This window comes from Ruegeria sp. CDSA034 (assembly GCF_059612275.1).
The window spans coordinates 116,298-139,915 of the sequence record NZ_JBXWQH010000002.1 but is presented as its reverse complement, the minus strand read 5'-3'; the positions used below and the strand labels follow the sequence as shown (position 1 = coordinate 139,915).

The 23,618-nt window shown below is 58.5% G+C and carries 21 protein-coding genes; 12 read left to right on the top strand and 9 right to left on the bottom strand.

The annotated features are described in order from the left end of the window. Window positions 1–7 precede the first annotated feature (7 nt). The gene (locus AC2FLJ_RS04595; protein ID WP_058274358.1) at window positions 8–436 is read right to left on the bottom strand and encodes a hypothetical protein; all 429 of its coding nucleotides are present in this window, start codon (window positions 434–436) and stop codon (window positions 8–10) included. Further along, on the bottom strand, window positions 433–2,985 hold the full coding sequence (pepN, locus tag AC2FLJ_RS04590; protein ID WP_496704590.1) for an aminopeptidase N: 2,553 nt from the start codon (window positions 2,983–2,985) through the stop codon (window positions 433–435). The genes AC2FLJ_RS04595 and pepN overlap by 4 nt, the downstream gene beginning before the upstream one ends. Window positions 2,986–3,191: 206 nt before the next feature. Here pepN and AC2FLJ_RS04585 point away from each other — a divergent pair, with 206 nt between their 5' ends. The 3 genes from AC2FLJ_RS04585 (at window position 3,192) to AC2FLJ_RS04575 (ending at window position 6,780) form a co-directional block, all read left to right on the top strand. Then, the gene (locus tag AC2FLJ_RS04585; RefSeq protein ID WP_496704588.1) at window positions 3,192–5,324 is read left to right on the top strand and encodes a malate synthase G; all 2,133 of its coding nucleotides are present in this window, start codon (window positions 3,192–3,194) and stop codon (window positions 5,322–5,324) included. 25 nt (window positions 5,325–5,349) lie between these two features. Beyond that, window positions 5,350–5,775 (top strand): GlcG/HbpS family heme-binding protein, encoded by a 426-nt coding sequence (locus AC2FLJ_RS04580; protein ID WP_282119153.1) that lies wholly within the window; start codon window positions 5,350–5,352, stop codon window positions 5,773–5,775. A 225-nt stretch (window positions 5,776–6,000) separates the two neighbouring features. Continuing rightward, the gene (locus tag AC2FLJ_RS04575) at window positions 6,001–6,780 is read left to right on the top strand and encodes a gamma-glutamyl-gamma-aminobutyrate hydrolase family protein (RefSeq protein ID WP_496704586.1); all 780 of its coding nucleotides are present in this window, start codon (window positions 6,001–6,003) and stop codon (window positions 6,778–6,780) included. 46 nt (window positions 6,781–6,826) lie between these two features. On the opposite strand, the gene AC2FLJ_RS04570 is transcribed toward AC2FLJ_RS04575, so the two are convergent. Both AC2FLJ_RS04570 and AC2FLJ_RS04565 read right to left on the bottom strand, forming a co-directional pair. After that, window positions 6,827–9,067, bottom strand: coding sequence for a xanthine dehydrogenase family protein molybdopterin-binding subunit (locus AC2FLJ_RS04570; RefSeq protein WP_496704584.1), 2,241 nt, complete (start codon window positions 9,065–9,067; stop codon window positions 6,827–6,829). A gap of 3 nt (window positions 9,068–9,070) precedes the next feature. Continuing rightward, the gene (locus AC2FLJ_RS04565; protein ID WP_282168808.1) at window positions 9,071–9,535 is read right to left on the bottom strand and encodes a (2Fe-2S)-binding protein; all 465 of its coding nucleotides are present in this window, start codon (window positions 9,533–9,535) and stop codon (window positions 9,071–9,073) included. A 99-nt stretch (window positions 9,536–9,634) separates the two neighbouring features. Here AC2FLJ_RS04565 and AC2FLJ_RS04560 point away from each other — a divergent pair, with 99 nt between their 5' ends. Continuing rightward, window positions 9,635–10,213 carry a TetR/AcrR family transcriptional regulator gene (locus AC2FLJ_RS04560; protein ID WP_496695866.1) on the top strand — a complete coding sequence of 193 codons (579 nt, stop codon included), beginning with the start codon at window positions 9,635–9,637 and terminating at the stop codon, window positions 10,211–10,213. Here AC2FLJ_RS04560 and kynU read toward each other — a convergent pair. Further along, window positions 10,206–11,399, bottom strand: a complete 1,194-nt coding sequence (kynU, locus tag AC2FLJ_RS04555) for a kynureninase (protein ID WP_496695864.1) — start codon at window positions 11,397–11,399, stop codon at window positions 10,206–10,208. The genes AC2FLJ_RS04560 and kynU overlap by 8 nt on opposite strands. Window positions 11,400–11,616: 217 nt before the next feature. Here kynU and AC2FLJ_RS04550 point away from each other — a divergent pair, with 217 nt between their 5' ends. From AC2FLJ_RS04550 to AC2FLJ_RS04520, 7 genes are all read left to right on the top strand, one after another. After that, window positions 11,617–12,066: a methyltransferase family protein gene (locus AC2FLJ_RS04550; RefSeq protein ID WP_496704582.1), complete on the top strand. Its 450-nt coding sequence runs from the start codon at window positions 11,617–11,619 to the stop codon at window positions 12,064–12,066. 127 nt (window positions 12,067–12,193) lie between these two features. After that, entirely contained in the window at window positions 12,194–13,765 is a 1,572-nt protein-coding gene (locus tag AC2FLJ_RS04545; RefSeq protein ID WP_496695862.1) for a Re/Si-specific NAD(P)(+) transhydrogenase subunit alpha, read from the top strand. Between the two features lie 13 nt (window positions 13,766–13,778). Then, window positions 13,779–15,233 carry an NAD(P)(+) transhydrogenase (Re/Si-specific) subunit beta gene (locus AC2FLJ_RS04540; protein ID WP_109313492.1) on the top strand — a complete coding sequence of 485 codons (1,455 nt, stop codon included), beginning with the start codon at window positions 13,779–13,781 and terminating at the stop codon, window positions 15,231–15,233. An 85-nt stretch (window positions 15,234–15,318) separates the two neighbouring features. Next, window positions 15,319–15,675 (top strand): VOC family protein, encoded by a 357-nt coding sequence (locus tag AC2FLJ_RS04535; protein WP_282119160.1) that lies wholly within the window; start codon window positions 15,319–15,321, stop codon window positions 15,673–15,675. Window positions 15,676–15,782: 107 nt separating this feature from the next. Then, the gene (locus AC2FLJ_RS04530) at window positions 15,783–17,060 is read left to right on the top strand and encodes a DUF3422 family protein (protein ID WP_282168803.1); all 1,278 of its coding nucleotides are present in this window, start codon (window positions 15,783–15,785) and stop codon (window positions 17,058–17,060) included. Window positions 17,061–17,130: 70 nt separating this feature from the next. After that, window positions 17,131–18,273, top strand: coding sequence for an MFS transporter (locus AC2FLJ_RS04525; RefSeq protein WP_496704574.1), 1,143 nt, complete (start codon window positions 17,131–17,133; stop codon window positions 18,271–18,273). Between the two features lie 59 nt (window positions 18,274–18,332). Continuing rightward, entirely contained in the window at window positions 18,333–19,496 is a 1,164-nt protein-coding gene (locus AC2FLJ_RS04520) for a M20 aminoacylase family protein (protein WP_496695856.1), read from the top strand. Window positions 19,497–19,576: 80 nt separating this feature from the next. Here the strand turns inward: AC2FLJ_RS04520 and AC2FLJ_RS04515 are convergent, their stop codons facing one another. Both AC2FLJ_RS04515 and moaA read right to left on the bottom strand, forming a co-directional pair. Continuing rightward, window positions 19,577–20,875, bottom strand: coding sequence for a 3-deoxy-D-manno-octulosonic acid transferase (locus AC2FLJ_RS04515; protein ID WP_496704572.1), 1,299 nt, complete (start codon window positions 20,873–20,875; stop codon window positions 19,577–19,579). Between the two features lies 1 nt (window position 20,876). Beyond that, window positions 20,877–21,884, bottom strand: a complete 1,008-nt coding sequence (gene moaA / locus AC2FLJ_RS04510) for a GTP 3',8-cyclase MoaA (protein WP_496695853.1) — start codon at window positions 21,882–21,884, stop codon at window positions 20,877–20,879. A 90-nt stretch (window positions 21,885–21,974) separates the two neighbouring features. Between moaA and AC2FLJ_RS04505 the strand changes: the two genes are divergently transcribed. After that, the gene (locus AC2FLJ_RS04505) at window positions 21,975–22,391 is read left to right on the top strand and encodes a hypothetical protein (protein ID WP_058274375.1); all 417 of its coding nucleotides are present in this window, start codon (window positions 21,975–21,977) and stop codon (window positions 22,389–22,391) included. Here the strand turns inward: AC2FLJ_RS04505 and AC2FLJ_RS04500 are convergent. After that, window positions 22,379–23,065 (bottom strand): DNA alkylation repair protein, encoded by a 687-nt coding sequence (locus tag AC2FLJ_RS04500; protein ID WP_496704570.1) that lies wholly within the window; start codon window positions 23,063–23,065, stop codon window positions 22,379–22,381. The genes AC2FLJ_RS04505 and AC2FLJ_RS04500 overlap by 13 nt on opposite strands. Window positions 23,066–23,073: 8 nt before the next feature. Continuing rightward, on the bottom strand, window positions 23,074–23,616 hold the full coding sequence (locus AC2FLJ_RS04495) for a pyridoxamine 5'-phosphate oxidase family protein (RefSeq protein WP_496695848.1): 543 nt from the start codon (window positions 23,614–23,616) through the stop codon (window positions 23,074–23,076). Window positions 23,617–23,618 lie beyond the last annotated feature (2 nt).

The window sequence follows — 23,618 nt, the reverse complement described above, 5'->3', positions numbered from 1 at the left end:
TATTGTTTCAAAATGTGACGAAGTGATGACGTTCAATTCGAAAACCAGCCTGTTGCAGGACCTGTTCGAAGTCCCTGTGGTGCGGAGACGACTCATCAGGCAGCCGAATCCGCTTGCCGGATCTCAAAATCAGAGAAACGCGCACCGAGAAATCCCAACGCGTGTCAAAGCGAACATAATCAATGTCCGAACGATCAATTTCGGCCTCACGGGTGCCGGTAAACCAGCGCAGTTTGTTTTGATCAAGAACCAGCCCTGCGCTGGTGTTCTGCGCAATATCCCAAATGGCCGGTAACGTAGGCAACGCCAACAGCGCCATCAGCCACCATGCCGCGTCGAACAGGATCACAAGTGCCAGCAAGGCCGCATAAACGCAGATCAGGACACCGACAGTGCGCGGTGCCCGGTTCTGACGTGTAAACTTGAATTCTGTCATGCGTTTAGAATGCGCGAAACCATTTCGGTCGTGTCGCGCGACAGGTCGGGCGTTTCTGCGGTGCGGGTCAGCTGTGCGCGGATCAGGTCCTGACGGTCCGCGTCATAGCGTTTCCAGGTCTGGAAGGCCGAACACATCCGCGCCGTGGTCTGCGGGTTGACAGGGTCCAGTTTGATCAGCCAGTCGGCCAGCAACGCATAACCCGCACCATCTGCGCGGTGGAAACCGGCGTGGTTCATCGCCAGCGCACCCATCACCGCCCGGAAACGATTGGGGTTTTTCCAGTTGAAATCGGCGTGCTCGGTCAGGGTGCGGGCGATGTCTGCCGTGGCCGCCGGCGAGGCCATCCCGACCTGAAGGGCAAACCATTTGTCCATCACCAAGCGGTCGTGCTGCCATTGTTCGTAGAATGCAGAAAGCTCGGCCTCGCCTTTGCTTGCGCGCAGCAGGCAGGACAGCGCGCTTAGCTGCTGCGTCATGTTGCCAGCCGCCGCGTATTGCTCGGCCGCCATTGCCGCACCATCAAGCCGGGATGTTAGGGCCAGTGCGGCATTGCCCAGCGAACGTTTGCCGGCTTGGTCTGCGTCGGGACTGTATGGCGCCTCAATCAAGGTTTCGCTGTGCAAACGCGGTAGAAGATCCTGAACGTGCTGGGCTGTTGCCTGCCGCAGTGTTTCTACCGCTGTCCAGATCGCCATCGGGTCAGGTGTTTCACCCCGGTCGAACAACGCAGCGGCCAGTTCGGATTGGGAAGGCAGACCCAGCATCAGGGCGCGATACGCCGGGTCCAATTCGCCGTCGCGCAGAACGGCCAGCACCCCGTCCAAGTAATCCGCACCCGGCGTTGCGTCTTCGAGGATCATGCGCAACAGCGTGTCCTGCGCCAATGACCGTCCCGCCTGCCACCGATTGAAAGGATCAGTGTCGTGGGCCAGAAGGAAGGCGCGTTCGGCGTCAGTGTGATCGTGCTCAAGGATCACAGGGGCCGAGAAATCTCGCAGGATCGAGGCCACAGGTTTTGCCGCCAGCCCAGTGAATTGGAAGCTTTGTTCCGCCTCAGTCAGTTCCAGAACTTCGGTCGCGCGTACTTCGACACCATTTTGTCCAAGCAAACCCACCGCGACAGGGATCACTTGCGGCAGCTTTTCGGACTGCCCAGGTGTTTCTTCGGTGTGCTGCGCCAATGTCAGCGTATATGTGCCGTCATTCCAATCTTCGCTCACTGTCACGCGCGGCGTGCCAGATTGGCTGTACCAGCGCTTGAACTGGCTCAGATCGCGGTCGGTGGTGTCCTCAAACACCTTGATCCAGTCTTCAATGGTGCAGGCCTGTCCGTCATGGCGGAGGAAATACAGATCCAAGGCCTTTGAGTAGGCCTCATCACCAACCAGACGTTTCAGCATACCGATGATCTCGGCACCTTTTTCGTAGACGGTCGCGGTGTAGAAGTTGTTGATTTCCTGAAAACTCTCAGGCCGGACTGGATGCGACAAGGGCCCGTTATCTTCGGGGAATTGCCGCGCGCGCAGGTCGATGGCGTCCTCAATCCGCTTTACCGGGGCCGAGCGAATGTCCGAGGTAAACTGCGCATCCCGGAAAACGGTCAGCCCTTCTTTCAGGCACAGTTGGAACCAGTCGCGGCAGGTGATCCGGTTGCCGGTCCAATTGTGGAAATACTCATGCGCGATGATCGCTTCGATCCGTTCAAAATTGGCATCGGTCGAGGTTTCGGGGCTGGCCAGAACAGCGGATGAGTTGAAGATATTCAACCCCTTGTTCTCCATCGCGCCCATGTTGAAATCGTCCACGGCAACGATGTTGAAAACGTCCAGATCGTATTCCCGACCATAGACGTCTTCGTCCCATTTCATGGACTTCCTCAGGGCTTCCATACCGAAATCGCATTTACCTTCATCGCCGGGACGGACCCAGAGGTTCAGCTCCACATCGCGACCCGACATGGTGGTGAACTGGCCGGGATGGGCGATCAACTCGCCCGCGACCAGCGCGAACAGGTAAGCGGGTTTGGGCCACGGGTCGGTCCATTCTGCCCAACCTTCGCCTTTGCCCGAAGGGTTGCCGTTGGACAGCAAAACAGGCAGATCACCATTGATGCGCACAGTGAAGGTGGACATCACATCAGGGCGGTCAGGGTAGAAGGTGATCTTGCGGAAACCTTCGGCCTCGCACTGAGTGCAGTACATGCCGTTCGACATATATAGGCCTTCGAGCGCCGTGTTATTGCCGGGATCGATCTCAACCTCGGCCTCCCAGATAAACGGCGCGTCGGGGGTAACAACGGTCATGCCCTTGTCGGTAATCTCGGGGGTGATATCCGCGCCGTCGATGGATGCGCGGATCAGCTTGAGGTCTTCGCCGTGCAGGAAGAACGTCTTGTCGCTGGCCTCCGGGTTCGGGCGAAATGCAATGCGAGAGGTGACGCGGGTTGCGTGGGCGGCGAGGTCGAACGTCAGGTGCACGCTGTCCACCAGATAACCAAAGGGTGTGTAGTCTTTCAGATAGATCGTCGTTGGGGCAGCGTCGCGCATCAGGGGCCTCGCGTGATTTTGTGTTTGCGCGAACGTATGGGCTGTGGCGGTTGGCTGCAAGCGGTGCGATCCGCGCGTCGGAATGTCCCGAAAATTGATTTTGGTAAGTCTTTTTGACCGCGACGCTGCGGCGCACGTTGCCTATCGGAAACTTTCGTCCTAAATGCTGACGGCATACAGTCGTGCACATTCCCGGGAGAAACAAAATGAGCAGCAGACAGGCGCGCAGCGGATTGCAGGTGGATACGGTTCTGGCCGAGTTCATCGAAGGCCAAGCCCTGCCGGGAACCGGTGTCACAGCAAATGCCTTCTGGGATGGTCTGGCGCGCATGGTCGCCGAGCTTGGCCCCAAGAACCGCGCCTTTCTGGCCAAGCGGCAGGACATTCAGGGTAAGGTCGATGCATGGCATCTTGAGCGCCAAGGCCAGGACCACGATGCCGAGGCCTATCAGGCTTTCCTGCACGAGATCGGCTATCTGGTTGAGGAAGGTGCGGATTTCCAGATTGAAACCGCCAATGTCGACCCCGAGATCGCCTCGATCCCCGGACCGCAGCTTGTTGTTCCGATTACCAATGCGCGATTTGCACTGAACGCAGCCAATGCACGTTGGGGCAGCCTTTATGATGCGCTTTACGGAACGGATGCGATGGGTGATCTGCCCGCGGCTGGCGGCTACGACGCAGCGCGGGGCGCGCGGGTGATTGCATGGGCCAAAGGGTTCTTGGATGACGCAGTGCCGCTGGCTTTCGGGTCATGGGCTGATGTCTCAGATCTGAGCGTACAGGACGGCGCGCTGATGCCAACTCTGGCCAATCCTAAACAATTTGTAGGTTACGACGGAGATCCGGGCAAACCGGATGCGGTACTGCTCTGCAACAACGGGCTGCACATTCAGATCAGGATCGACGGACACAGCGCTATAGGGGCCACTGATCCGGCGCGTATTGCCGATATGCGTCTGGAATCGGCCTTGTCGACCATCATGGATTGCGAGGATTCGGTCGCTTGCGTCGATGCCGCTGACAAGGTGGTGGCATATGGCAACTGGCTTGGGTTGATGAAGGGTGACCTGACCGAAGAGGTGAACAAGGGCAACACGACTTTCACCCGCAAACTTGCCAAAGACCTGAGCTTTACAACGGCATCCGGTGAGACAGGCAGCTTGAAGGGTCGTTCGCTGATGCTGATCCGCAACGTCGGGCATTTGATGACAAACCCTGCTGTGTTGGATGAACAGGGCAATGAGATCGGCGAAGGGTTGATGGATGCGCTCTGCACGACGCTGATCTCCATGCACGATCTCAAGCGTGACGGCGGAAATTCGGTCCAAGGCTCGGTCTATGTGGTGAAACCCAAAATGCACGGCCCGAAAGAAGTCGCGTTCTCGGTTGAGATTTTTGACATGGTCGAAGACATCCTTGGCCTTTCGCGCAACACTGTGAAGCTGGGCATCATGGATGAAGAACGCCGCACGTCGGTCAACCTCAAGGAATGCATCCGCGCTGCGAAATCGCGGGTAGCCTTTATTAACACAGGTTTTCTTGATCGGACCGGGGATGAGATTCACACCTCGATCGAAGCCGGGCCAATGCTGCCCAAGGGCGACATCAAGAACACGCCCTGGATTGCGTCTTATGAAGATCGCAACGTAGATATCGGTCTGGCCTGTGGCCTGAAGGGCAAGGCGCAGATCGGCAAAGGCATGTGGGCTATGCCCGACCGGATGGGCGACATGCTGGAGCAGAAGATCGGCCACCCGAAATCCGGCGCGACCTGTGCCTGGGTGCCGTCGCCGACGGCCGCGACACTGCACGCGACGCACTATCACAAGATCGACGTACTGGCCCGCCAAGATGAACTGGCTGCCGGTGGCGCACGGGGGACGCTGGGGGATTTGCTGACCATTCCGCTGCTGGGCGGTCGAAACCTCAGCGAAGACGAGATCGCCCGCGAGATCGAGAACAACGCGCAGGGCATTCTTGGATACGTGGTGCGTTGGGTTGATCAGGGTGTTGGCTGTTCGAAGGTGCCGGATATCAACGATGTCGGTCTGATGGAGGATCGCGCGACCTGCCGGATTTCATCTCAGGCGCTGGCCAACTGGTTGCACCATGATATTGTCTCGGAAGGGCAGGTCATGGCTGCGATGCAAAAAATGGCCGCTGTGGTGGATCGCCAGAACGAAAATGACGCAGACTATCGCCCGTTGGCACCCGGTTTCGACGGAATTGCTTTCCAAGCGGCCTGTGATCTGGTCTTCAAGGGGCGTGTGCAACCCTCGGGCTATACCGAGCCGGTCCTGCATGCCCGCCGTCTGGAACTAAAAGCCAGCCTTTAAACCATCAGGAACGATAGGACACGACATGGGAGTTTCCCTCCGCAAAGCCCGCACCATCATCCGAAAGACCCTTGAGAAGGGGCACGAAATGGAGCTGAAACCCCTTTCCGTCGTCGTTCTTGATGCAGGCGGTCACGTGATTGCTTTCGAACGCGAAGACGACGCGGCCCCGGGTCGGTTCGCGATTGCGCATGGCAAGGCCTATGGCGCAGTGATGCTGGGCATGGCTGGTACCGCGCAGATGCAGCGGGCCGAAGCGCAGGCCTATTTCATGGCAGCTGTGAATGGCGTCTATGGCGGGCAGGTCGTGCCGGTTCCGGGTGGTGTGTTGCTGCGCGACAAAAAGGGCGCGGTGATCGGTGCCGTCGGCGTGACCGGCGATACGTCTGACAATGATGCCGCAGCGGCATTGGCCGGGATCGAAACTGCCGGCCTGATTGGCGAGATCTGAACCTGATGACTGTCGGAGAGCCATTTGGGCTCTCTGACCCAATGCGGTGTTCGTGCAAAGCCATAAAAACGGCCAATGGCCAAGGTACCAGACAAAGCGCGTTCATATTCCATCATGTGCACAGTTGAACAAGAGCTTGCGCTGACACGCAGGGCCTGTGCTATTGCGCGCTGTTCTTGCGGTCGATAGTTTTTGGAAAGCAAACAGAAAACGCAGGAACGCAGCATGTCTCGACCCGTCGTCGGTATCATCGGCAACTCGTATTTGATGAATGATCAATATCCGACCCATGCCGGTGGCACGATGAACTCGGACGCGGTTGCCAATGTGTCGGACTGTCTGCCGCTGCTGATCCCAGCCGATCCGCGCTATGTCTCGGTTGATGAGCTGCTAGAGGTCTGTGACGGATTTCTGCTGACCGGCGGGCGCCCGAACGTTCACCCTGAAGAATACGGCGAGCCCGCAACTGAGGCCCATGGTGAATTTGACCGGGCGCGCGACGCGATCACATTGCCGCTGGTGCGCGCCTGTGTGGAGCGTGGCCAGCCCTTCTTTGGCATCTGCCGAGGGTTCCAAGAAGTCAACGTGGCGATGGGCGGGACACTGTACCCGGAAATCCGCGAACTGCCGGGTCGGATGAACCACCGCATGCCGCCCGATGGGACTCTGGAAGAGAAATTTGCCCTGCGTCATGTCGTTGCGCTAAACGAGGGCGGTGTATTCCACCGCCTGATGGGCGCGACCGAAGTGATGACGAACACGTTGCACGGACAGGGGATCAAATCGGTTGGGCGTCGGGTTGTGATTGATGGTCAAGCCCCCGATGGAACGCCCGAGGCGATATACATTCAGGACGCGCCCGGATTCACGTTGTCAGTGCAATGGCACCCGGAATGGGATGCTGAAAATGATCCCGTGTCCCGCCCTTTATTCAAGGCGTTCGGTGCTGCTGTACATGCATGGGCAACCGGTTCGGATAGGGCATTGGTCCAACAATCCGCGTAAGTCCTGCGCCGATCCGAGAGAGAGGGATCGGACCGGCGCAGCACGATCAAACCAGCAGATTGAACTGATTGATCAAAGGCAGGGTGCGGGCGCGCTCACCCGTCAGGTCAAAAAGGGCATTGCCAAGGGCCGGCATGGACGGGGGTGTCCCCGGTTCGCCAACGCCACCCATGTGGTGGTTCGTTTCCAGAATTTTCACCTGTGTCACCGGAGCATTGTGCATCCGCAGAGCGTCGTAGTCGGGGAAGTTGTACTGTTCGACCTCACCGTCCGAGAATGTGATCTCACCCATCACGGCCGCCGACAGGCCATAAATCATGCCGCCGAACATCTGTGCCTCGACTGTGCCGGGGTCCAAGGCCAGACCGACGTCACATGCGATCCATGCCTTGGCGATACGGATAGTGCCGTCCTCATCGACGACCTCGATCACCTGAGCGACCGGCGTGCCAAAACTATAGGTCATCGCCACACCGCGCCCGACACCGTCAGGAGTTTCTCCGGTCCAGCCGGACATCTCTTTCACGGCTTGTAGGCAGCCTGCCGATGGAGCGTGCTCGGCCTTGGCCAATTCCAAACGGAACTCCAGCGGGTCACGACCTGCGGCATGCGCCATCTCGTCCATGAAGGTCTCATGGAAGAAGCCATTGTGGCTGTTCCCGACTGAACGCCAGAAGCCGACGGGAATATCCAGATCGGCGATGTGCCCGCTCATGCGATAGTTGGGCACCGCGTAGGGTTGGTTGAAAAACCCTTCGACCAGCACTTTGTCAGGGCCGCCAGCCGGCAGGCCAGTATAGCGCTGAACCGCTTGTTGCGTGCAGGATTGCGCTGCGACCTTGCCGTCAATCAGAACGGCTTGACCGTCTTTGACAGCACCGCGCATACGGGCCATCGCACCGGGGCGATAGTAGTCGTGACGCATGTCCTCTTCACGGCTCCAGGTGGTCTGGACAGGAACGCCGGGCATGGCCATCGCGACCTTTGTGGCGATCTCGCCAAAGTCCAGCTCACCCCGGCGGCCAAATCCCCCACCTAGATAGGTGGTGTGGATTTGAACGGCGTCTTTATCCAGGTTGGCCGTGTTGGCCGCGCGCATCTGGACAAGCGTCGGGGCCTGATTGCCGCACCACAATTCCAGCGCCGATCCCGTGAACAACGCTGTGGCGTTCATCGGCTCCATCGTGGAATGGGCTAGATAGGGCACCGTATATTCGGCCGTGATTTCGGTGGCGCCGTCGGGCAGAGTGTCAACATCCCCGTCATCGCGCATGGTCGAATTGGGGGACGCGTCGAATGCATTGGCAATTTCGGTGAAAATGGCGTCGGTTTCCGGCGGGTAGGGGGCGTCGCCCCAATCTACGTCAATCGCCTCGACGGCCTGAATGGCCAGCCATGTGTTGGTGGCAATCACAGCCACGCCGTTGCCCAGATCAACCACTTTTTCAACGCCCGGCATCTGTTCGGCCGCGCTGGCATCAAAGCCTTTCATCTCGCCGCCCAGCTTGGGATTGATCCGGACCGAGGCGAATTTCAGACCCTCGGGGCGCACATCGATCCCGAACTCAGCCGTTCCGGTGGATTTGCCGACCACATCCACACGCGGCAAGTTCTGCCCCAGCAAGCGCCAGTTGGACGGGTCGCGCAGTTCGACTTCGGGCGGTTCAATCTGACCGGCAGCCTCGGCAAGCTCAGTATACGGAATGCGCGTCCCATCCGGCGCGATTACAGCACCATTCTCGGTTTTCAGTTGCGCACGATCCACGCCCAGACGGTCGGCAGCGGCCTGTTTCAGCGTTTCGCGCGCGGTCGCACCCGCCTCGCGCATACGCTCGAACCCGTCCTTCATCGAGGTCGAGCCACCGGTAACTTGCAGGCCCAGCGTTCGACCTAACACACCCAGCGCTTCCCCCAGATTGTGCTGGAAGCCCGAGATGTCATAACCCTTGTTCGGCAAGCCTTCCCCAATCAGGGCAGAGTTGTAGTAGGCCGCCGCTGCAGGGCCGTGCAGAACGCGAATCTGGTCCAGTTCCACATCCAGTTCTTCTGCGATCAGCGCCGCCCACGTGGTCATTACACCTTGTCCCATCTCAGCACGCGGGGCGAACAGGGTGACGCCTTGCTGATCAATCAGAACAAAGGGGCTGAGCGCGGTTTCGCCCTTAGCAGGTTTGAGCGGATTGGCGGCCGGACGGCTGACGTAATAGGCGCCGAATGCCACGCCGCCGACAATCGCGGCCGAGCCGATCAGGAACGTACGACGGAGGATTTTTCCAACAGATGCCATCGTTTATGCCTCTTTCAGCTTGGATGCCGCGTCGTGAATTGCAGCGCGGATGCGGGGGTAGGTGCCACAGCGGCACAAATTGCCCTGCATGGCATCGTCGATATCGGTATCCGAAGGCGCAGGGTTCTCGGCCAGCAGCGCTGCGGCCTGCATGATCTGGCCCGACTGGCAGTAGCCGCATTGCGCCACCTGATGATCGACCCAGGCCTGCTGAATCGCGGCCATCGCGTCCGGGGTGCCAATGCCTTCAATCGTGGTCACATCGCCCCAGACATCGGACAGGGCCACTTGGCACGAACGCACAGCCTCGCCGTCAATGTGCACGGTGCACGCCCCGCAAGCGGCCACGCCGCAGCCGAATTTGGTGCCAGTCAAGCCGACCTCATCCCGTAGAACCCAAAGCAGGGGGACGTCATCGGGCAGGTCAACCTGATGTTGCGTTCCATTGATCTTAAGGGCGGTCGCCATGGCGCACCTCTCGTAACTGTGGCTGGTCTCTGACATAATTGGTGAAAAGTGTCAGTATGTCAATTGACAAAATGAACAAAAAGTGTCACGAGTTCGGGGATGGCAGATGTAACTGAAGATTCACGGCAACAGGCGATCCTGGACTCGGCGTTTCGGGCCTTTGCGACTTATGGATTCCGCAAGACCTCGATGGATGACATAGCGCAGGGCGCAGGGATGTCCCGTCCGGCAGTGTATCTGCATTTTAAAAATAAAGAGGCGATCGTCACTAAGCTGACCGAACTCTACTATGCCGCGAAAAGCGTTGCAGTGGCTGCGGCGCTGACCAAACCGGGCTCAGTTTCGGACATTTTCAAGGGCGCGGTTCAAGCTCAAACCGAAGGGATGGCCACCATCCTAGCGTCCCCACATGGGTTTGAAATGTTGGATACGACCAAATCCATGTCGTCAGAAATCATATCGCAAGGCGAGGCTAAGCTTGCGCGCCTATATGCCGAGTGGCTGAAGCGCGAAGATCAGGCCGGGCGAGTCAGATTGCAGGTGGAGGCAGACGAGACGGCCAAAACGATAACGGCCACTCTGAAAGGGCTGAAGGCAAGCGCTATTGGCGCGGAAGAATATGAAACCCGTGTTGCCCAGTTTGCCGCTCTGGTAGGGGCAGGGCTAGAAGTCAGGTAACCCGCTGGCGCACCTTGAATTCTGGGGTGTCCCACAGTCGGTTCTGCATGATGTCCGCCAAGATTCCGACTGCATTTTCAACATCCTGCTCATCAATGTACAGCGGCGTGAAGCCAAACCGCATGATGTCAGGCGCGCGGAAGTCTCCGATCACACCGTGGGCAATCAGGGCCTGCATGACGGCATAGCCGTCGGCAAATCGGAAAGACACCTGACTACCGCGCTGGGCAGGATCACGCGGGCTTGCCAGTTGCAAATCGGGGCAGGCGGCTTCGACACGTTTGATGAACAACTCGGTCAATTCAATGGATTTGGTCCGTACGTCCTGCATGTCAGCCATATCCCATATGTCCATCGCTGCGGATAGGGCGACCATCTGAAGAATCGGAGGCGTACCGACACGCATTCTTTCGATCCCGTTGCCGGCGCGATAGTCCAGATCAAAGGCAAAAGGCGACTCGTGGCCCAACCACCCGGACAAAGCGGGGCGCACCTGTCCCGTCAGGCGCGGGGCGACATAGATGAATGCGGGCGCACCCGGCCCGCCGTTCAGGTATTTGTAGGTGCAACCAACCGCGAAATCTGCATTGCATGCCGCCAAATTGACGGGAATCGCGCCAGCTGAATGGGCTAGGTCCCAGACTGTCACTGTACCGTTTGCATGGGCAAGTTCTGTCAAAGCTTTCATGTCGTGGATCCGGCCCGAGCGGTAATCCACCTCGGTCAGCATCAAAACGGCTACATCCTTGGTCACATTGTCAGCTACGTCTTCCGGTGCGACGACGCGCAGTTCATATTCCGGCCCGAGTGAGCGAAGCAGGCCATCCACCATGTAGAGGTCGGAAGGAAAGTTACCGTTGTCCGAAAGCACGACCTTGCGGTCCGGGCACAATTCCAGCGCTGAAGCAACGGCCTGGTAAACCTTGATCGACAGGGTGTCACCGGTGACGATACTACCGGGTTCTGCGCCAATCAGCCGTCCGATGCGATCACCCAAACCGGTCGGCATCGCCATCCAGCCTGCCTTGTTCCAGCCGGTGATCAGCATCTGCCCCCATTCCTGAACCATCATGCCACTGACCCGATCTCCGGCGGCGCGGGGCAGCGGTCCAAGCGAGTTTCCGTCCAGATAAACGACGCCTTGGGGAAGGTTGAACATGGCTTTTGTCGCGGCAAAGTCGGTCATCGTTTTCTCATCATTGTGTGTGCAATTGTTGATGCAAAATGGCTATCTGATCCAAAAGCGGCTGTCCATCATCGAAGACCCTCTCTGCAGCCATGTCCGGACCCGCGTCGATTGCGCGGCTGCGACCAACTGTGATTTTGCTATTTCCGGCAAAAAGCGGTAGGTCATCGGGCAAAAGCGACACTTTGTTTCGCCCGGATAAGAAAGACTGCCAGACATGCGAAAAATCGACGTCCCTCCGGTGTGGTTGCTGGGCTTTGCGGTGCTGGCATGGCTGCAGGCGCGGCATTTCCCAATGGGTTTGTCGCTCGACAATGGGTTTGTTGATTTGCTCAGCGGTGTTCTGATCGGGGGCGGAGTTATTCTGATCGTCCTGGCTGCGGCCGAGTTTCGCCGTCATCGCACCACGATTATCCCGCATGAAACGCCTACATCGCTGGTGCAATCGGGGATCTTCAAGCGTAGCCGAAACCCCATATACGTTGGCGATGTGCTGATCTTAGCCGGCCTGATCCTGCGGTTTGATGCCATATCGTCATTGGTTCTGATTCCAATATTTGTATGGCTTCTGGAACGTCGTTTCATCGTGCCAGAAGAGGACAGAATGCGCAGAACTTTTCGCGCCGACTTTGCCCGATATGAACGCCAAACCCGCCGATGGATATGAGGTGATGTGGTAATGACACAACGTAATAATGCTGCGCTTGCGAAATAATGTTGCGCAGGATACACCTTTGCTTAACAAACAATACCGACCACCCGCTCGGTCAGAGTGAAAATTAGGGGGACTGCCAGTGAAGATAGGCACACCGAGAGAGACTTATGACGGTGAAAACCGTGTTGCGATGACGCCAGAGTCAGCGTTGCAGCTTCAGAAGTTGGGCTATGAATGTCTGATTGAGAAGGGTGCTGGTGCTGCGGCTGGATTTTCGGATGCGTCGTATGAGGCAGCTGGGGTTGAGGTCGTCAAGACGGCTGCGTCGCTGTGGAAGCAGGCCGACATTGTTGCCAAGGTGCGTCAACCGAACGAGGCTGAGCTGAAGCGTCTGACCAAGGGTAAGACGTTGATTTCCTTCTTCAACCCTGCGGGCAACGAAGAGGGGATGGAGGCGGCCAAGGCCAAGGGTGCCAATGTCATCGCCATGGAAATGGTGCCGCGGATCAGCCGCGCGCAGAAGATGGACGCGCTGTCGTCGATGGCCAATATCGCCGGTTACCGCGCGGTGATCGAGGCGGGCAACAACTTTGGCCGTTTTTTCACCGGTCAGGTGACGGCTGCCGGTAAGGTTCCGCCTGCGAAGGTGCTGATCGTTGGTGCCGGTGTGGCCGGTCTGGCCGCGATCGGGACGTCGACCTCGCTGGGTGCGATCACCTATGCGTTCGACGTACGCCCCGAAGTGGCCGAGCAGGTTGAATCCATGGGCGCCGAGTTCGTCTATCTGGACTTCGAAGAAGACCAGCAGGACGGTGCAGCAACCGGTGGTTACGCCAGCGTTCAGTCGGATGAATTCCGCGAGGCGCAGCTTGCCAAGTTCCGTGAATTGGCGCCCGAGATAGACATCGTGATCACCACCGCGTTGATCCCGAACCGCGAAGCGCCCGAGCTTTGGACCATGGATATGGTCGAGGCGATGAAGCCGGGCTCGGTCATTGTTGACCTTGCGGCGGAAAAGGGCGGCAACTGCAAGCTGACCGTGGCGGATGAGAAGATCGTGACCGACAATGGCGTCACCATCATCGGCTATACCGACTTCCCCAGCCGGATGGCGGCGCAATCCTCGTCTTTGTACGCGACCAACATCCGTCACATGATGACTGACCTGACGCCTGAAAAGGACGGCCAGATCAATCACGACATGGAAGATGACGTGATCCGCGGTGCGACTGTGACATTTGAAGGGGACATCACCTTCCCGCCGCCGCCACCCAAGGTGCAGGCGATCGCGGCGCAGAAGAAACCGGAAGTCAAGGAACTGACCCCGGAAGAGAAAAAGGCACAGGAGGTTGCGGCCTTCAAGGCGCAGACCAAACAGCAGTTCACCCTGCTGGGTGTTGGTGGCGCGCTGATGCTGTTGGTGGGGCTGATCGCTCCGGCCAGCTTCATGCAGCATTTCATCGTCTTTGTGCTGGCCATTTTTGTGGGCTTCCAGGTGATCTGGGGCGTCGCGCACAGCCTGCACACACCGCTGATGGCGATCACCAACGCGATCTCGTCGATCATCATCGTCGGGGCTGTGATGCAGATCGGATCGGGGTCGATCCTGGTCATTCTGCTGGCGGCGCTGTCTATCTTCATGGCCGGGATCAACATCTTCGGCGGCTTCCTCGTAACCCGGCGCATGCTCGCCATGTTCCAGAAATCTTAAGGAGGCCGGGCACATGGAATTTGGCTTCACTACTGCCGCCTACGTTGTTGCGGCTGTTCTGTTCATCCTTTCGCTCGGCGGCCTGTCGAACCAGGAAAGCGCCAAGCGCGCGGTCTGGTATGGCATCGTCGGTATGGCGCTGGCGGTTTTTGCCACGCTGGTTGGTCCCGGTTCGGGTCTGTGGCTGCTGTCGCTGCTGCTGATCGCGGGCGGTGGTCTGATCGGTCAGTACGTCGCACAGCGCGTGCAGATGACCGAGATGCCGCAGCTGGTGGCCGCGATGCACTCGCTGGTCGGTCTGGCAGCTGTGTTCGTCGGATACAACGCGCATTTTGAAGTTTTGAATGTCGCCGAGGTGATGGCGGTCTCAGATGCCTCGAAAGAAGTTCTGTACACGGGCCTCGGAGGGTTTGCCAAACTGATCGCCAAGAAAACCCCGGCGGAATTGTCGATCCTGCATGTCGAACTGTTCCTGGGCGTCTTCATCGGTGCGATCACCTTTACCGGGTCGGTCGTGGCTTATGGCAAGCTGGCGGGCAAGGTGACGTCTACGGCAACCAAGCTGCCGGGCGGTCATGCGCTGAACGCGGCAGCGGCGGGTCTCTCGTTGATCTGTCTGATTTGGTACACCGCATCGGGCGGCTTCTTCCCGCTGTTCCTGATGACGCTGGCGGCGCTGTTCATCGGCTATCACCTGATCATGGGTATCGGCGGTGCCGACATGCCGGTGGTTGTGTCGATGCTGAACAGCTACTCGGGCTGGGCGGCTGCGGCGATCGGCTTCAGCCTCGGTAACGACCTGCTGATCGTGGTTGGTGCGCTTGTGGGCTCGTCGGGTGCGATCCTGTCTTACATCATGTGCAAGGCGATGAACCGTCACTTTGTCAGCGTGATCCTGGGCGGCTTTGGTGGCCCACAGGGTGAGCAGATGGCGGTTGAGGGCGAGCAGATCGCCATCGAAGCCGACGGTGTGGCTGCGGCCCTGAACGACGCTGACAGCGTTGTCATCATCCCCGGCTACGGCATGGCGGTGGCGCAGGCACAGCAATCGGTGTCCGAACTGGTCCGCAAGCTGCGGGCACAGGGCAAGAATGTGCGCTTTGCGATCCACCCGGTCGCGGGCCGTTTGCCGGGCCACATGAACGTGCTGCTGGCCGAGGCGAAGGTGCCATACGACATCGTGCTGGAAATGGACGAGATCAACGATGACTTCCCCGAAACGGATGTGGCCATCGTCATCGGCTCGAACGACATCGTGAACCCTGCGGCGCAGGAAGACCCCAACAGCCCCATCGCCGGCATGCCGGTTCTGGAATGCTGGAAGGCCAAGCAGGTCTTCGTGTCCAAACGCGGCCAAGGCACCGGGTACTCGGGCATCGAAAACCCGCTGTTCTTCAAAGAAAACACCCGCATGTTCTACGGCGACGCAAAGGCAAGCCTGGACAAATTACTGCCCATGATCGACTGAACGGGTCAGGATAACTATCGGAAAGGCGCCCCAGTGGGCGCCTTTTCTGTTTTTGGTGTATTCTGAATTGAAAAGGAGGTGCCCGATGGAAAAAGTGAACGGCATAGGCGGCGTGTTCTTTCGCGCTCGTGATCCCGAGGCCTTGAGCGCGTGGTATGAAAAGCACCTGGGCGTAAATCACTATATCCCGGAGCCATGGAAACAGCGCGAGGGTTACACAGTCTTCGCCCCCTTTGCGCAGGACACCGCGTACTTCGGAAGATCCGAGCAGCAGTGGATGATCAATTTTCGTGTCGATGACCTAGCCACCATGATTGCACAGCTTGAAGCCGCAGGGATCAAGGTTGAAACTAACGCAGAGTGGGACAGTGAGGTTGGCAAGTTCGCGCGCATCCATGACCCTGAGGGCAACCCGATCGAGCTGTGGCAGCCAAATCAATGAGATAGCGGGTTTGTATACCGTAGTATCCTTGTAAGTATATGAAATAAAAAGAGAATTGATGAATTTTATAGGTGTCGTATAGTGCCTCGGACGAAACGGAGCCCAAGATGACGCCGATAGATGACCATCCGCTGCGCTATGCGCTGGCTAATGAATTGCACGCCCGTCCCTTTCCGGTGGCGGCAATGCCCTGTACAGTGGTCTTTCTTGCGATCAAGAAATCTGTTGCCGCCGTCGCACGGGATCGCCGCGAAGATCTGGATCACCTGATCGATCTTCTCGACCGCCACGGGGCGCAGCATCCGCAGCCGGACGCCACACACTATGCCGGACAAATCGGCCGCCATTGGTTGAAGTGGGAACAACATACCGAGTTCGTGACCTATACGGCCATCGCCCAGAACGTCAGCGAGCGTGCGTTCAACCCGGCTGATTTTGAGGTTTTTCCCCCCGACTGGTTGATGGCCAGCCCCGGTCAGAGGGTCACGTCGGCCATGGTGCGTGTTGTCGAACGCGAAGGCGACGAGGTGATCAAATCCAAGCTGCTGGAATGGTTCGAACCAGAAAGCCTGGCTGTTGCTCGGGTGCTGGATGACGCAGCTGTTTGTGCAAGTGATTTTCGTATCGATCCGGCAGGGCACATGCGGTTTGCGCTGTTTGTCGCGAATGGAACCGGTCGGCGCAGGACGGGACGGATCGTCCAGCGTTTGTGTGAAATCGAGACCTACAAGGCAATGTCTATGCTGGGTTTTGCGCGGGTCAAACAACTGATGCCTCGTATCGGAAAGCTGGATGAAAAACTGACGCGCCTGATGGGGCAGATGACCGACAATTCTGCCCAGCCCGACGAGTTGCTTCAGGACTTGCTGTCGACCTCGATTGAACTGGAAACTTTGGCGGCGCAGTGTTCGTTCCGGTTCGGAGCCACGGGTGCCTATGAGGCCATCGTAAATCAGCGGATTGAGGTCCTGCGCGAAGAGCGTTTTGAAGGCGGTCAGAACTTTGCGGACTTTATGATGCGCCGATACGACCCGGCGATCCGTACGGTGAAATCCACGGAACGTCGCCTGCAAGCCCTGTCAGATAGGGCCATCCGTGCAGGGGAATTGCTGCGAACCCGCGTAGATGTTGAGCGAAGCGCACAGAACCAGGCCCTGTTGGAAAGTATGGATCGCCGGGCGGATCTGGCACTGCGTCTGCAGCACACGGTCGAGGGGCTTTCCGTGGTCGCGATCAGCTATTACGCTGTATCGCTGGTCAGCTATCTGCTCTACCCCCTGACGGGTGCCGGGATCAGTAAAGGGATGTTAAGCGCAGCAGTGACGATTCCGGTTGTCTTGGCGGTATGGTTTGCCGTTCGCAGGATTCGAAAGCGGTTGGAGTAGATCCGTATTTGCCTTTGGACCTGCGAGTTGTACAACAAACGCGTTTGACACTTGGGTCGAGGAATTCTCTGTGATTGGAATCGTGTCGGCGTGGCGGGCCGTGGCCGCCATGTTCATATTGAATGGCGCATTGTTCGGCATCTGGGCATCGCGCATTCCAGCGGTCCGGGACAAACTGGACCTGACGCATGAGACACTGGGATATGGCCTGTTGTTCATGGCGGCGGGCGCGGTGTGTTCATTTCCGATCACAGGCCGGTTGACCGACAGGTTCGGCGCGATGGTTCTGACGCGGTACATTGCCGTTCTCTATACGGTTTCGTTGATCCTTCTGGCCCTCGCGGGTAGCTTTTGGTCGCTTGCGGCTTTTTTGTTTGTATTCGGGGCTTTCCACGGCTCGATGGATGTGGCGATGAACGCCTGGGCGGCGGAGGTTGAGCAGGCGTACAAGAAGCCCGTGATGTCATCATTCCACGCGATGTGGAGCCTTGGGGCTGGGTTGGGCGCCCTCAGCGGATTTGCAGCGGTGCAGATGGGGCTGACAGTGATCCAACACTTTTTGCTGGCGGGCGGGATCGTCGTTGGGCTGGCATTGGCATTGTCATGGGTACGCTGGACATCGCGCCGCGCGGCCGTGTCCGGAGGCAAGGTTTTTGCTTTGCCTTCAGGCGCTTTGATCCTTGTGGGCTTCACCGCTCTGTGCGGAGCTTTGGGGGAAGGTGCAGTGGCGGATTGGAGTGCGATTTTCCTACGGGACGTGACCGACGCCGCCGAAAGCATTGCGGCATTGGGCTATGCGGTATTCTCGGTAGCCATGGTTGCTTTCCGCTTGGCAGGCGGGTTTGTCATTGCGCGGTTTGGACCGGTGGCAACAGCGCGATTTGGCGGGGCTTGCGCCGCTTTGGGTGTGTTCTGTGTTGTGTCCGCTGCCGAGGCAGGACTGGCATTGGCAGGTTTTGCGATGATGGGGATCGGGTACGCGGTGATCATGCCGTTGGCGTTCAGCCGGGCGGCAAGTGATCCCAACGTACCGCCGGGGCAGGCGATCGCCAGCGTCGCCACGCTGGGGTACGGAGGCCTGTTGATTGGCCCACCGCTTATTGGGTTTCTCGCAGAGATGCTTACATTGCGCATAGCATTCACGGCGCTGTTGCCGCTGGCCGTATTCATCGTCCTGTTGGCGGGTTCGTTGCGACCCGCCGAAACAGATTGAAGTCATGGCGGAGCCATAGCGGAGCAGCAGGCCGGAAAACCAACAGTTAGGAGACCAACATGCCGATCAAAAACCGGTTCGCCGAGTTGCAGGGTGAAATCACCGAGTGGCGACGCGATATTCATGAAAACCCGGAAATCCTGTTCGAAACCCACCGCACCAGTGCCCTGGTCGCCGACAGGTTGCGGGACTTTGGCTGTGATGAAGTGGTGACAGGCATCGGCCGAACCGGAATTGTCGGCGTGATCAAGGGCAAGACGGACACAAGCGGCAAGGTGATCGGGCTACGGGCGGATATGGATGCGCTGCCGATCCACGAGGCGACCGGGCTGGACTATGCCTCAAAAACCGATGGCGCGATGCATGCCTGTGGGCATGACGGGCATACGGCCATGCTGTTGGGGGCCGCGAAATACCTGTCCGAGACGCGCAATTTTGACGGCACCGTGGTTGTGATCTTCCAGCCCGCTGAAGAAGGCGGTGGCGGCGGGCGCGAGATGTGCGAAGACGGCATGATGGACCGCTGGGGCATTCAGGAGGTCTATGGCATGCACAATTGGCCCGGCCGCCCGGTGGGCAGTTTCGCCATTCGGCCTGGTGCCTTTTTTGCGGCAACAGATCAGTTCGATATCACTTTCGAAGGTAAAGGCGGGCACGCTGCCAAGCCGCATGAAACGGTCGACACTACGGTAATGGCTGCGCAGGCCGTTTTGGCGCTGCAGACCATTGCATCGCGCAATGCCGATCCGATTGATCGTCTTGTGGTTTCGGTCACGTCGTTTGAGACGTCGTCAAACGCGTTCAATGTGATCCCCCAATCGGTGAAGATCAAAGGGACCGTGCGCACGATGAGCAAGGAAATGCGCGACTTGGCTGAGAAGCGCGTTCAGGAAATCTGCGCAGGTATCGCCACCACCTTTGGCGGCGCGGCCGATGTGACCTATTACCGGGGTTATCCGGTGATGGTAAACAGCGACGAGCAAACCGATTTTGCAGCGGATGTCGCGCGCTCGGTGTCCGGAAACTGTGACGAAGCGCCCCTGATCATGGGCGGTGAGGATTTTGCCTTTATGCTGGAAGAACGGCCAGGAGCCTACATCCTGGTTGGCAATGGCGACACGGCTGCTGTGCATCATCCTGAATACAATTTTAACGACGAGGCGATTCCGGCTGGATGCAGTTGGTGGGCCGGGATCGTGGAACAACGGATGCCCGCAGCCTGATGTAGGCGTAAGGAAGCGAGGGGCCAGCCCCTCGCGCTCCCCGGGATATTTATGGCAGATGAAAGTGGACCCTTGCTGCGTCAGGCGAGGCTGAGTGTCTCGCACAAGGTGTTGATCACATCGCCCAACGCGGATTTCTGGAGATTTACGCAGGATTTCGCGCCAGCCTGCGCTTTGTCCAGCGCGGTGTCGTCTGACAACAAATTTGCAACGGCATCCGCGAGTTGCGGGGCGGAGTTGACCTCGGCCGCGCCACCGCTTTCGATCAGTGGCGCGAAGGTTTCAGAAAAATTGAAGTACCCCGGACCAGTGATCACAGCGGCACCGGCCTGTGCGGGCTCAAACGGGTTGTGACCGCCGATTTCCTTGAGCGAGCCGCCCAGGAACACGATTGGGCACAATGCGTACCATGTGCCGGTTTCGCCCAGTGTGTCAGCGACGTAAACTTGAGTCTGCGGCGCGATCTTTTCGCCCTTGGTGCGGAAGGCGGCGGACTGCCCGGCGGACTCGAGAAGATCTGCAACCTCTGACCGTCGTTCGGGGTGCCGGGGGATCAGCAGAAGCAGCAGATCGGGCCAGCGTTGCAACAGCTTGGCATGCGCGGCCAGAACCGCTTCTTCCTCACCTGCATGGGTCGAACTGGCGATCCAGACCGGGCGGTCGGCGGTTTGAGCGCGGATATCGCTCAGCGTGGTCCGATCGACCGGCAGGGGGTCCGACATGGCTTTGAGGTTGGTGCCGGGCTGTACCCGATCGGGGAGTGCACCCATGTCGATAAGATTTCCCGCCGTCTTGTCATTCTGGGTTAGGAACAGTGTGAAATGGTCCAGAATAAATCGCGCGGTTTTGGGTCGCTTCTTCCATCCCTCGACCGAGCGATCCGATAGACGCGCGTTGAGCAGCGCCAGCGGAACCTCGCGCCGAGATGCTTCGACAATCAGGCGTGGCCAGATTTCACTTTCGACGAAGACGCCGGCGTCAGGGCGCCAGTGATCCAAAAAACGCTTCACCGGTCCGGCTGTGTCCAGTGGTGGGTATTGATGGCGTGCGCGCGGTGGCATTCGTTTTTCGATCAGCGCGGCCGAAGTTGGAGTTCCGGAGGTAATCAGAAACTCAGCCTGGGGCAGGCGTTCGCCCAGACGTTTGATGAGGCTGATGACGGACAGAGTTTCGCCAACGCTGGCGGCGTGGAACCAGATCAGCTGCCCATCCGGGCGGGTTTGCGTGGCGTGGCCAAGGCGTTCCTGCTGGCGCGTTTCGGGAACGCCCGCCGTCTGCAGCTTTTTGCGAACCGTGCGCCATGCCAGCGGGGCCGCAATGGAAGTCAGGCCGCAATACAGCTTGTACAGCAGCGTTGGCTGGTCGGGGTTGTTTGGCACTTTAGCCGCCCGTGTGGCTCATGTGGCGGCTCATCTGGCCGCCGACGGCCTGACGGGAATAGTCGAAATCATGCCCTTTGGGCTTGAGCGTGATCGCGGACCTGATTGCCTCTTCCAATGATCTATCACTGTCGGGATGATCGCGCAGCGGCGCGCGCAGGTCGGCCATATCCTCTTGCCCAAGGCACATGTACAGCTCACCGGTGCAGGTCAGGCGCACGCGGTTGCAGCTTTCGCAGAAGTTATGCGACAGCGGTGTGATAAAGCCGATTTTCTGGCCTGTATCCTCAAGCCGTACATAGCGCGCAGGGCCACCGGTACGTTCGGCCAGATCCGTGACGGAATAATGTTTTTCATATTCCTTGCGCACATCTTCAAGAGACCAGTACTGGTCCAGGCGGTCTTCGTTTCCGATATCACCCATGGGCATGACCTCAATCCAGGTCAGATCCATATCACGCTCGGCACACCATTCGGTGATCTTTGGCAATTCGGGTTCATTGAACCCTTTCAAGGCGACCGCATTGATCTTGACCCGCAGACCCGCTTTCTGCGCGGCGTCGATTCCGTTAAGAACCTGTTTGAGGCGTCCCCAACGGGTGACCTTGGCAAATTTATCCTCGTCCAGCGTATCCAGCGATACGTTCACGCGACGCACACCTGCGGCGTACAGATCATCGGCAAATCGGTGCAGTTGCGAACCATTGGTGGTTAGCGTCAGCTCTTTCAGTGCGCCGCTGTCCAGGTGTCGGGTCATCGAATTGAAAAATGTCATGATATTGCGGCGCACCAGAGGCTCACCGCCGGTGATGCGCAACTTTTCCACGCCCATGTTCACAAAGGTCGAGCACATGCGGTCAAGCTCTTCCAGCGTCAGTAGGTCTTTCTTGGGCAGAAAGGTCATGTCCTCGGACATGCAATAGACGCAGCGGAAATCGCAGCGATCCGTGACGGATACGCGGAGATAGGTGATGGCACGTGCGAACGGGTCGATAAGCGGAGCTGTCATGCGACATAGGTAAAGCTGCAACCGCCCTGCGACAAGGGCGAACTGCGCTTTGCGCTGGAACAGATGCGCGCAGGGCGATAGGTTTGCGTCATGAGATATGCGCTTTTGGCTTTTTGTGTTCTGGTGGCGGGATGTGACACCGTTCGGTCGACCACCGATCGTGTCTTTGGTGGTGACAAGCCCCCTGAAGAGGCAGAACCAGCCGTTGTAGAAGAGGTGGTCGAGCCGCAACCCGTTGCCGTTGCCGCCACTGGTTGGCTCGGTCCAAAAACCACGATTGCCGGTCTGGGAGATCCCACAACACCTGGTCGATGGCTGGAAACGTCTTTGGTGGAGACTGAATTCACCGGGCGCGTGGTTGTACCGCGGACGGGCGCGCAGGCCTATATCACGCTGATTCCGGCATCCGGGCCAGCCGGGGGCGGCAGCCGCCTTTCGCTGGATGCGATGCGGGCCCTGCTGCTGCCATTTGATGAACTGGTTGAGCTGGAAGTTTATTCCAACTGACCTTTCAGATATTTACCGGCCTCTTTTCGCGCAAATGGCTTCATCGCGTCGCCGTGTGTGTTCAAAAAGGCAATGACCCGGTCCGGGTCGTGCTTGGACAATTCGCGCAGCCACCAAGCGACGGCTTTTTGAATGAACCAGTCGCGATCGGGCACGTAGCCTGCAGCCCAACCCAGAATGCGGTCTCGGCGTTGCAGGTCTTCCGGTTTGGGGTGGTTCTGTTTGGTCCAGGGCAGGGTCGCCACCAGCGCCGCGCGCCTGGTCCACATGTGGTCCGATTTTGTCCAGCTTTCCACCTGATCCAGCCGCGAAGGGTCGGCTGACAGGCGCTTTTGCATCGCCATGCAGGCGTGATCCGCCACAGCCCAGGCATCAAAATCCGGCAACCAGCTTTGCAGCAGGTCCCAAACGGCATCATCAGGTCGTATGCGTGCCTGTGTCAGCAGTTTTGCAGCGGCAAGGCGTCCTTCGTGGATATTGGTCTGCCACAACGCATCTGCCAATTCGACGCGCGCTGCCACATCCAACTCCTGTCGCCAGGTTTTGGTCAGATCATTCAGGATCGGGTTTGCCACGCCCAGATGGGTGCGGTCGGCCTTGTGGTAGGCCGCCATTTGTTCGGCGCGCTCGGGATCGGAATGGGCTTTGATCTGGTTCAGATAGGCTTCAAGCATCAATAAACTCAGGGTCGGGTGCGCGTGGGTTTGCCATCAATGGTCTGATGGTTCTTTTCAACCCAGTAGGATTGGATCTGCTCGTCGGACTTGCCATCGACCCATTTCTGCATCGTGTCGCGTTCGGACTGATATTCCATGAACGGCACGGCATAGCCGCACGAAGTCTGGACCACATCGATATCCAGATCATAGATCTGACGCGCGCTGCGGTGATCAGGGAAAAGGCCAGCCAATTCATCCCAGCCATCGTCCCCCACATGCAGCGTGCGCGCGGTGCCATACGTTCTCAGGATCATGGGGCGGGTCGTGAACGAACACCACATCAGCGTCATGCGGTTCGCTTCAAGCAGATGACCGGCGGTTTCGTTGCCGCTGCCGGTCAGGTTCATCCATGCAATCCGGTTCGGGCCAAGAACGCGTAGCGAATCCATGCCCTTGGGCGAGATGTTGACCCGTCCGTCGGGTGCCGCAGTGCCGACGAAGAACATGTGCTGTTCTTCGATGAATTTACGCTGCCCGTCGTCCAGTTCCGGAAATTGCTTGGCCATGT

Bases quoted from the DNA above. Each gene is read 5' to 3' on its own strand.
- AC2FLJ_RS04595 (WP_058274358.1), bottom strand. From the start codon at position 436: ATGACAGAATTCAAGTTTACACGTCAGAACCGGGCACCGCGCACTGTC.
- pepN (WP_496704590.1), bottom strand. From the start codon at position 2,985: ATGCGCGACGCTGCCCCAACGACGATCTATCTGAAAGACTACACACCC.
- AC2FLJ_RS04585 (WP_496704588.1), top strand. From the start codon at position 3,192: ATGAGCAGCAGACAGGCGCGCAGCGGATTGCAGGTGGATACGGTTCTG.
- AC2FLJ_RS04580 (WP_282119153.1), top strand. From the start codon at position 5,350: ATGGGAGTTTCCCTCCGCAAAGCCCGCACCATCATCCGAAAGACCCTT.
- AC2FLJ_RS04575 (WP_496704586.1), top strand. From the start codon at position 6,001: ATGTCTCGACCCGTCGTCGGTATCATCGGCAACTCGTATTTGATGAAT.
- AC2FLJ_RS04570 (WP_496704584.1), bottom strand. From the start codon at position 9,067: ATGGCATCTGTTGGAAAAATCCTCCGTCGTACGTTCCTGATCGGCTCG.
- AC2FLJ_RS04565 (WP_282168808.1), bottom strand. From the start codon at position 9,535: ATGGCGACCGCCCTTAAGATCAATGGAACGCAACATCAGGTTGACCTG.
- AC2FLJ_RS04560 (WP_496695866.1), top strand. From the start codon at position 9,635: ATGGCAGATGTAACTGAAGATTCACGGCAACAGGCGATCCTGGACTCG.
- kynU (WP_496695864.1), bottom strand. From the start codon at position 11,399: ATGACCGACTTTGCCGCGACAAAAGCCATGTTCAACCTTCCCCAAGGC.
- AC2FLJ_RS04550 (WP_496704582.1), top strand. From the start codon at position 11,617: ATGCGAAAAATCGACGTCCCTCCGGTGTGGTTGCTGGGCTTTGCGGTG.
- AC2FLJ_RS04540 (WP_109313492.1), top strand. From the start codon at position 13,779: ATGGAATTTGGCTTCACTACTGCCGCCTACGTTGTTGCGGCTGTTCTG.
- AC2FLJ_RS04535 (WP_282119160.1), top strand. From the start codon at position 15,319: ATGGAAAAAGTGAACGGCATAGGCGGCGTGTTCTTTCGCGCTCGTGAT.
- AC2FLJ_RS04530 (WP_282168803.1), top strand. From the start codon at position 15,783: ATGACGCCGATAGATGACCATCCGCTGCGCTATGCGCTGGCTAATGAA.
- AC2FLJ_RS04520 (WP_496695856.1), top strand. From the start codon at position 18,333: ATGCCGATCAAAAACCGGTTCGCCGAGTTGCAGGGTGAAATCACCGAG.
- moaA (WP_496695853.1), bottom strand. From the start codon at position 21,884: ATGACAGCTCCGCTTATCGACCCGTTCGCACGTGCCATCACCTATCTC.
- AC2FLJ_RS04505 (WP_058274375.1), top strand. From the start codon at position 21,975: ATGAGATATGCGCTTTTGGCTTTTTGTGTTCTGGTGGCGGGATGTGAC.
- AC2FLJ_RS04500 (WP_496704570.1), bottom strand. From the start codon at position 23,065: ATGCTTGAAGCCTATCTGAACCAGATCAAAGCCCATTCCGATCCCGAG.
- AC2FLJ_RS04495 (WP_496695848.1), bottom strand. From the start codon at position 23,616: ATGGCCAAGCAATTTCCGGAACTGGACGACGGGCAGCGTAAATTCATC.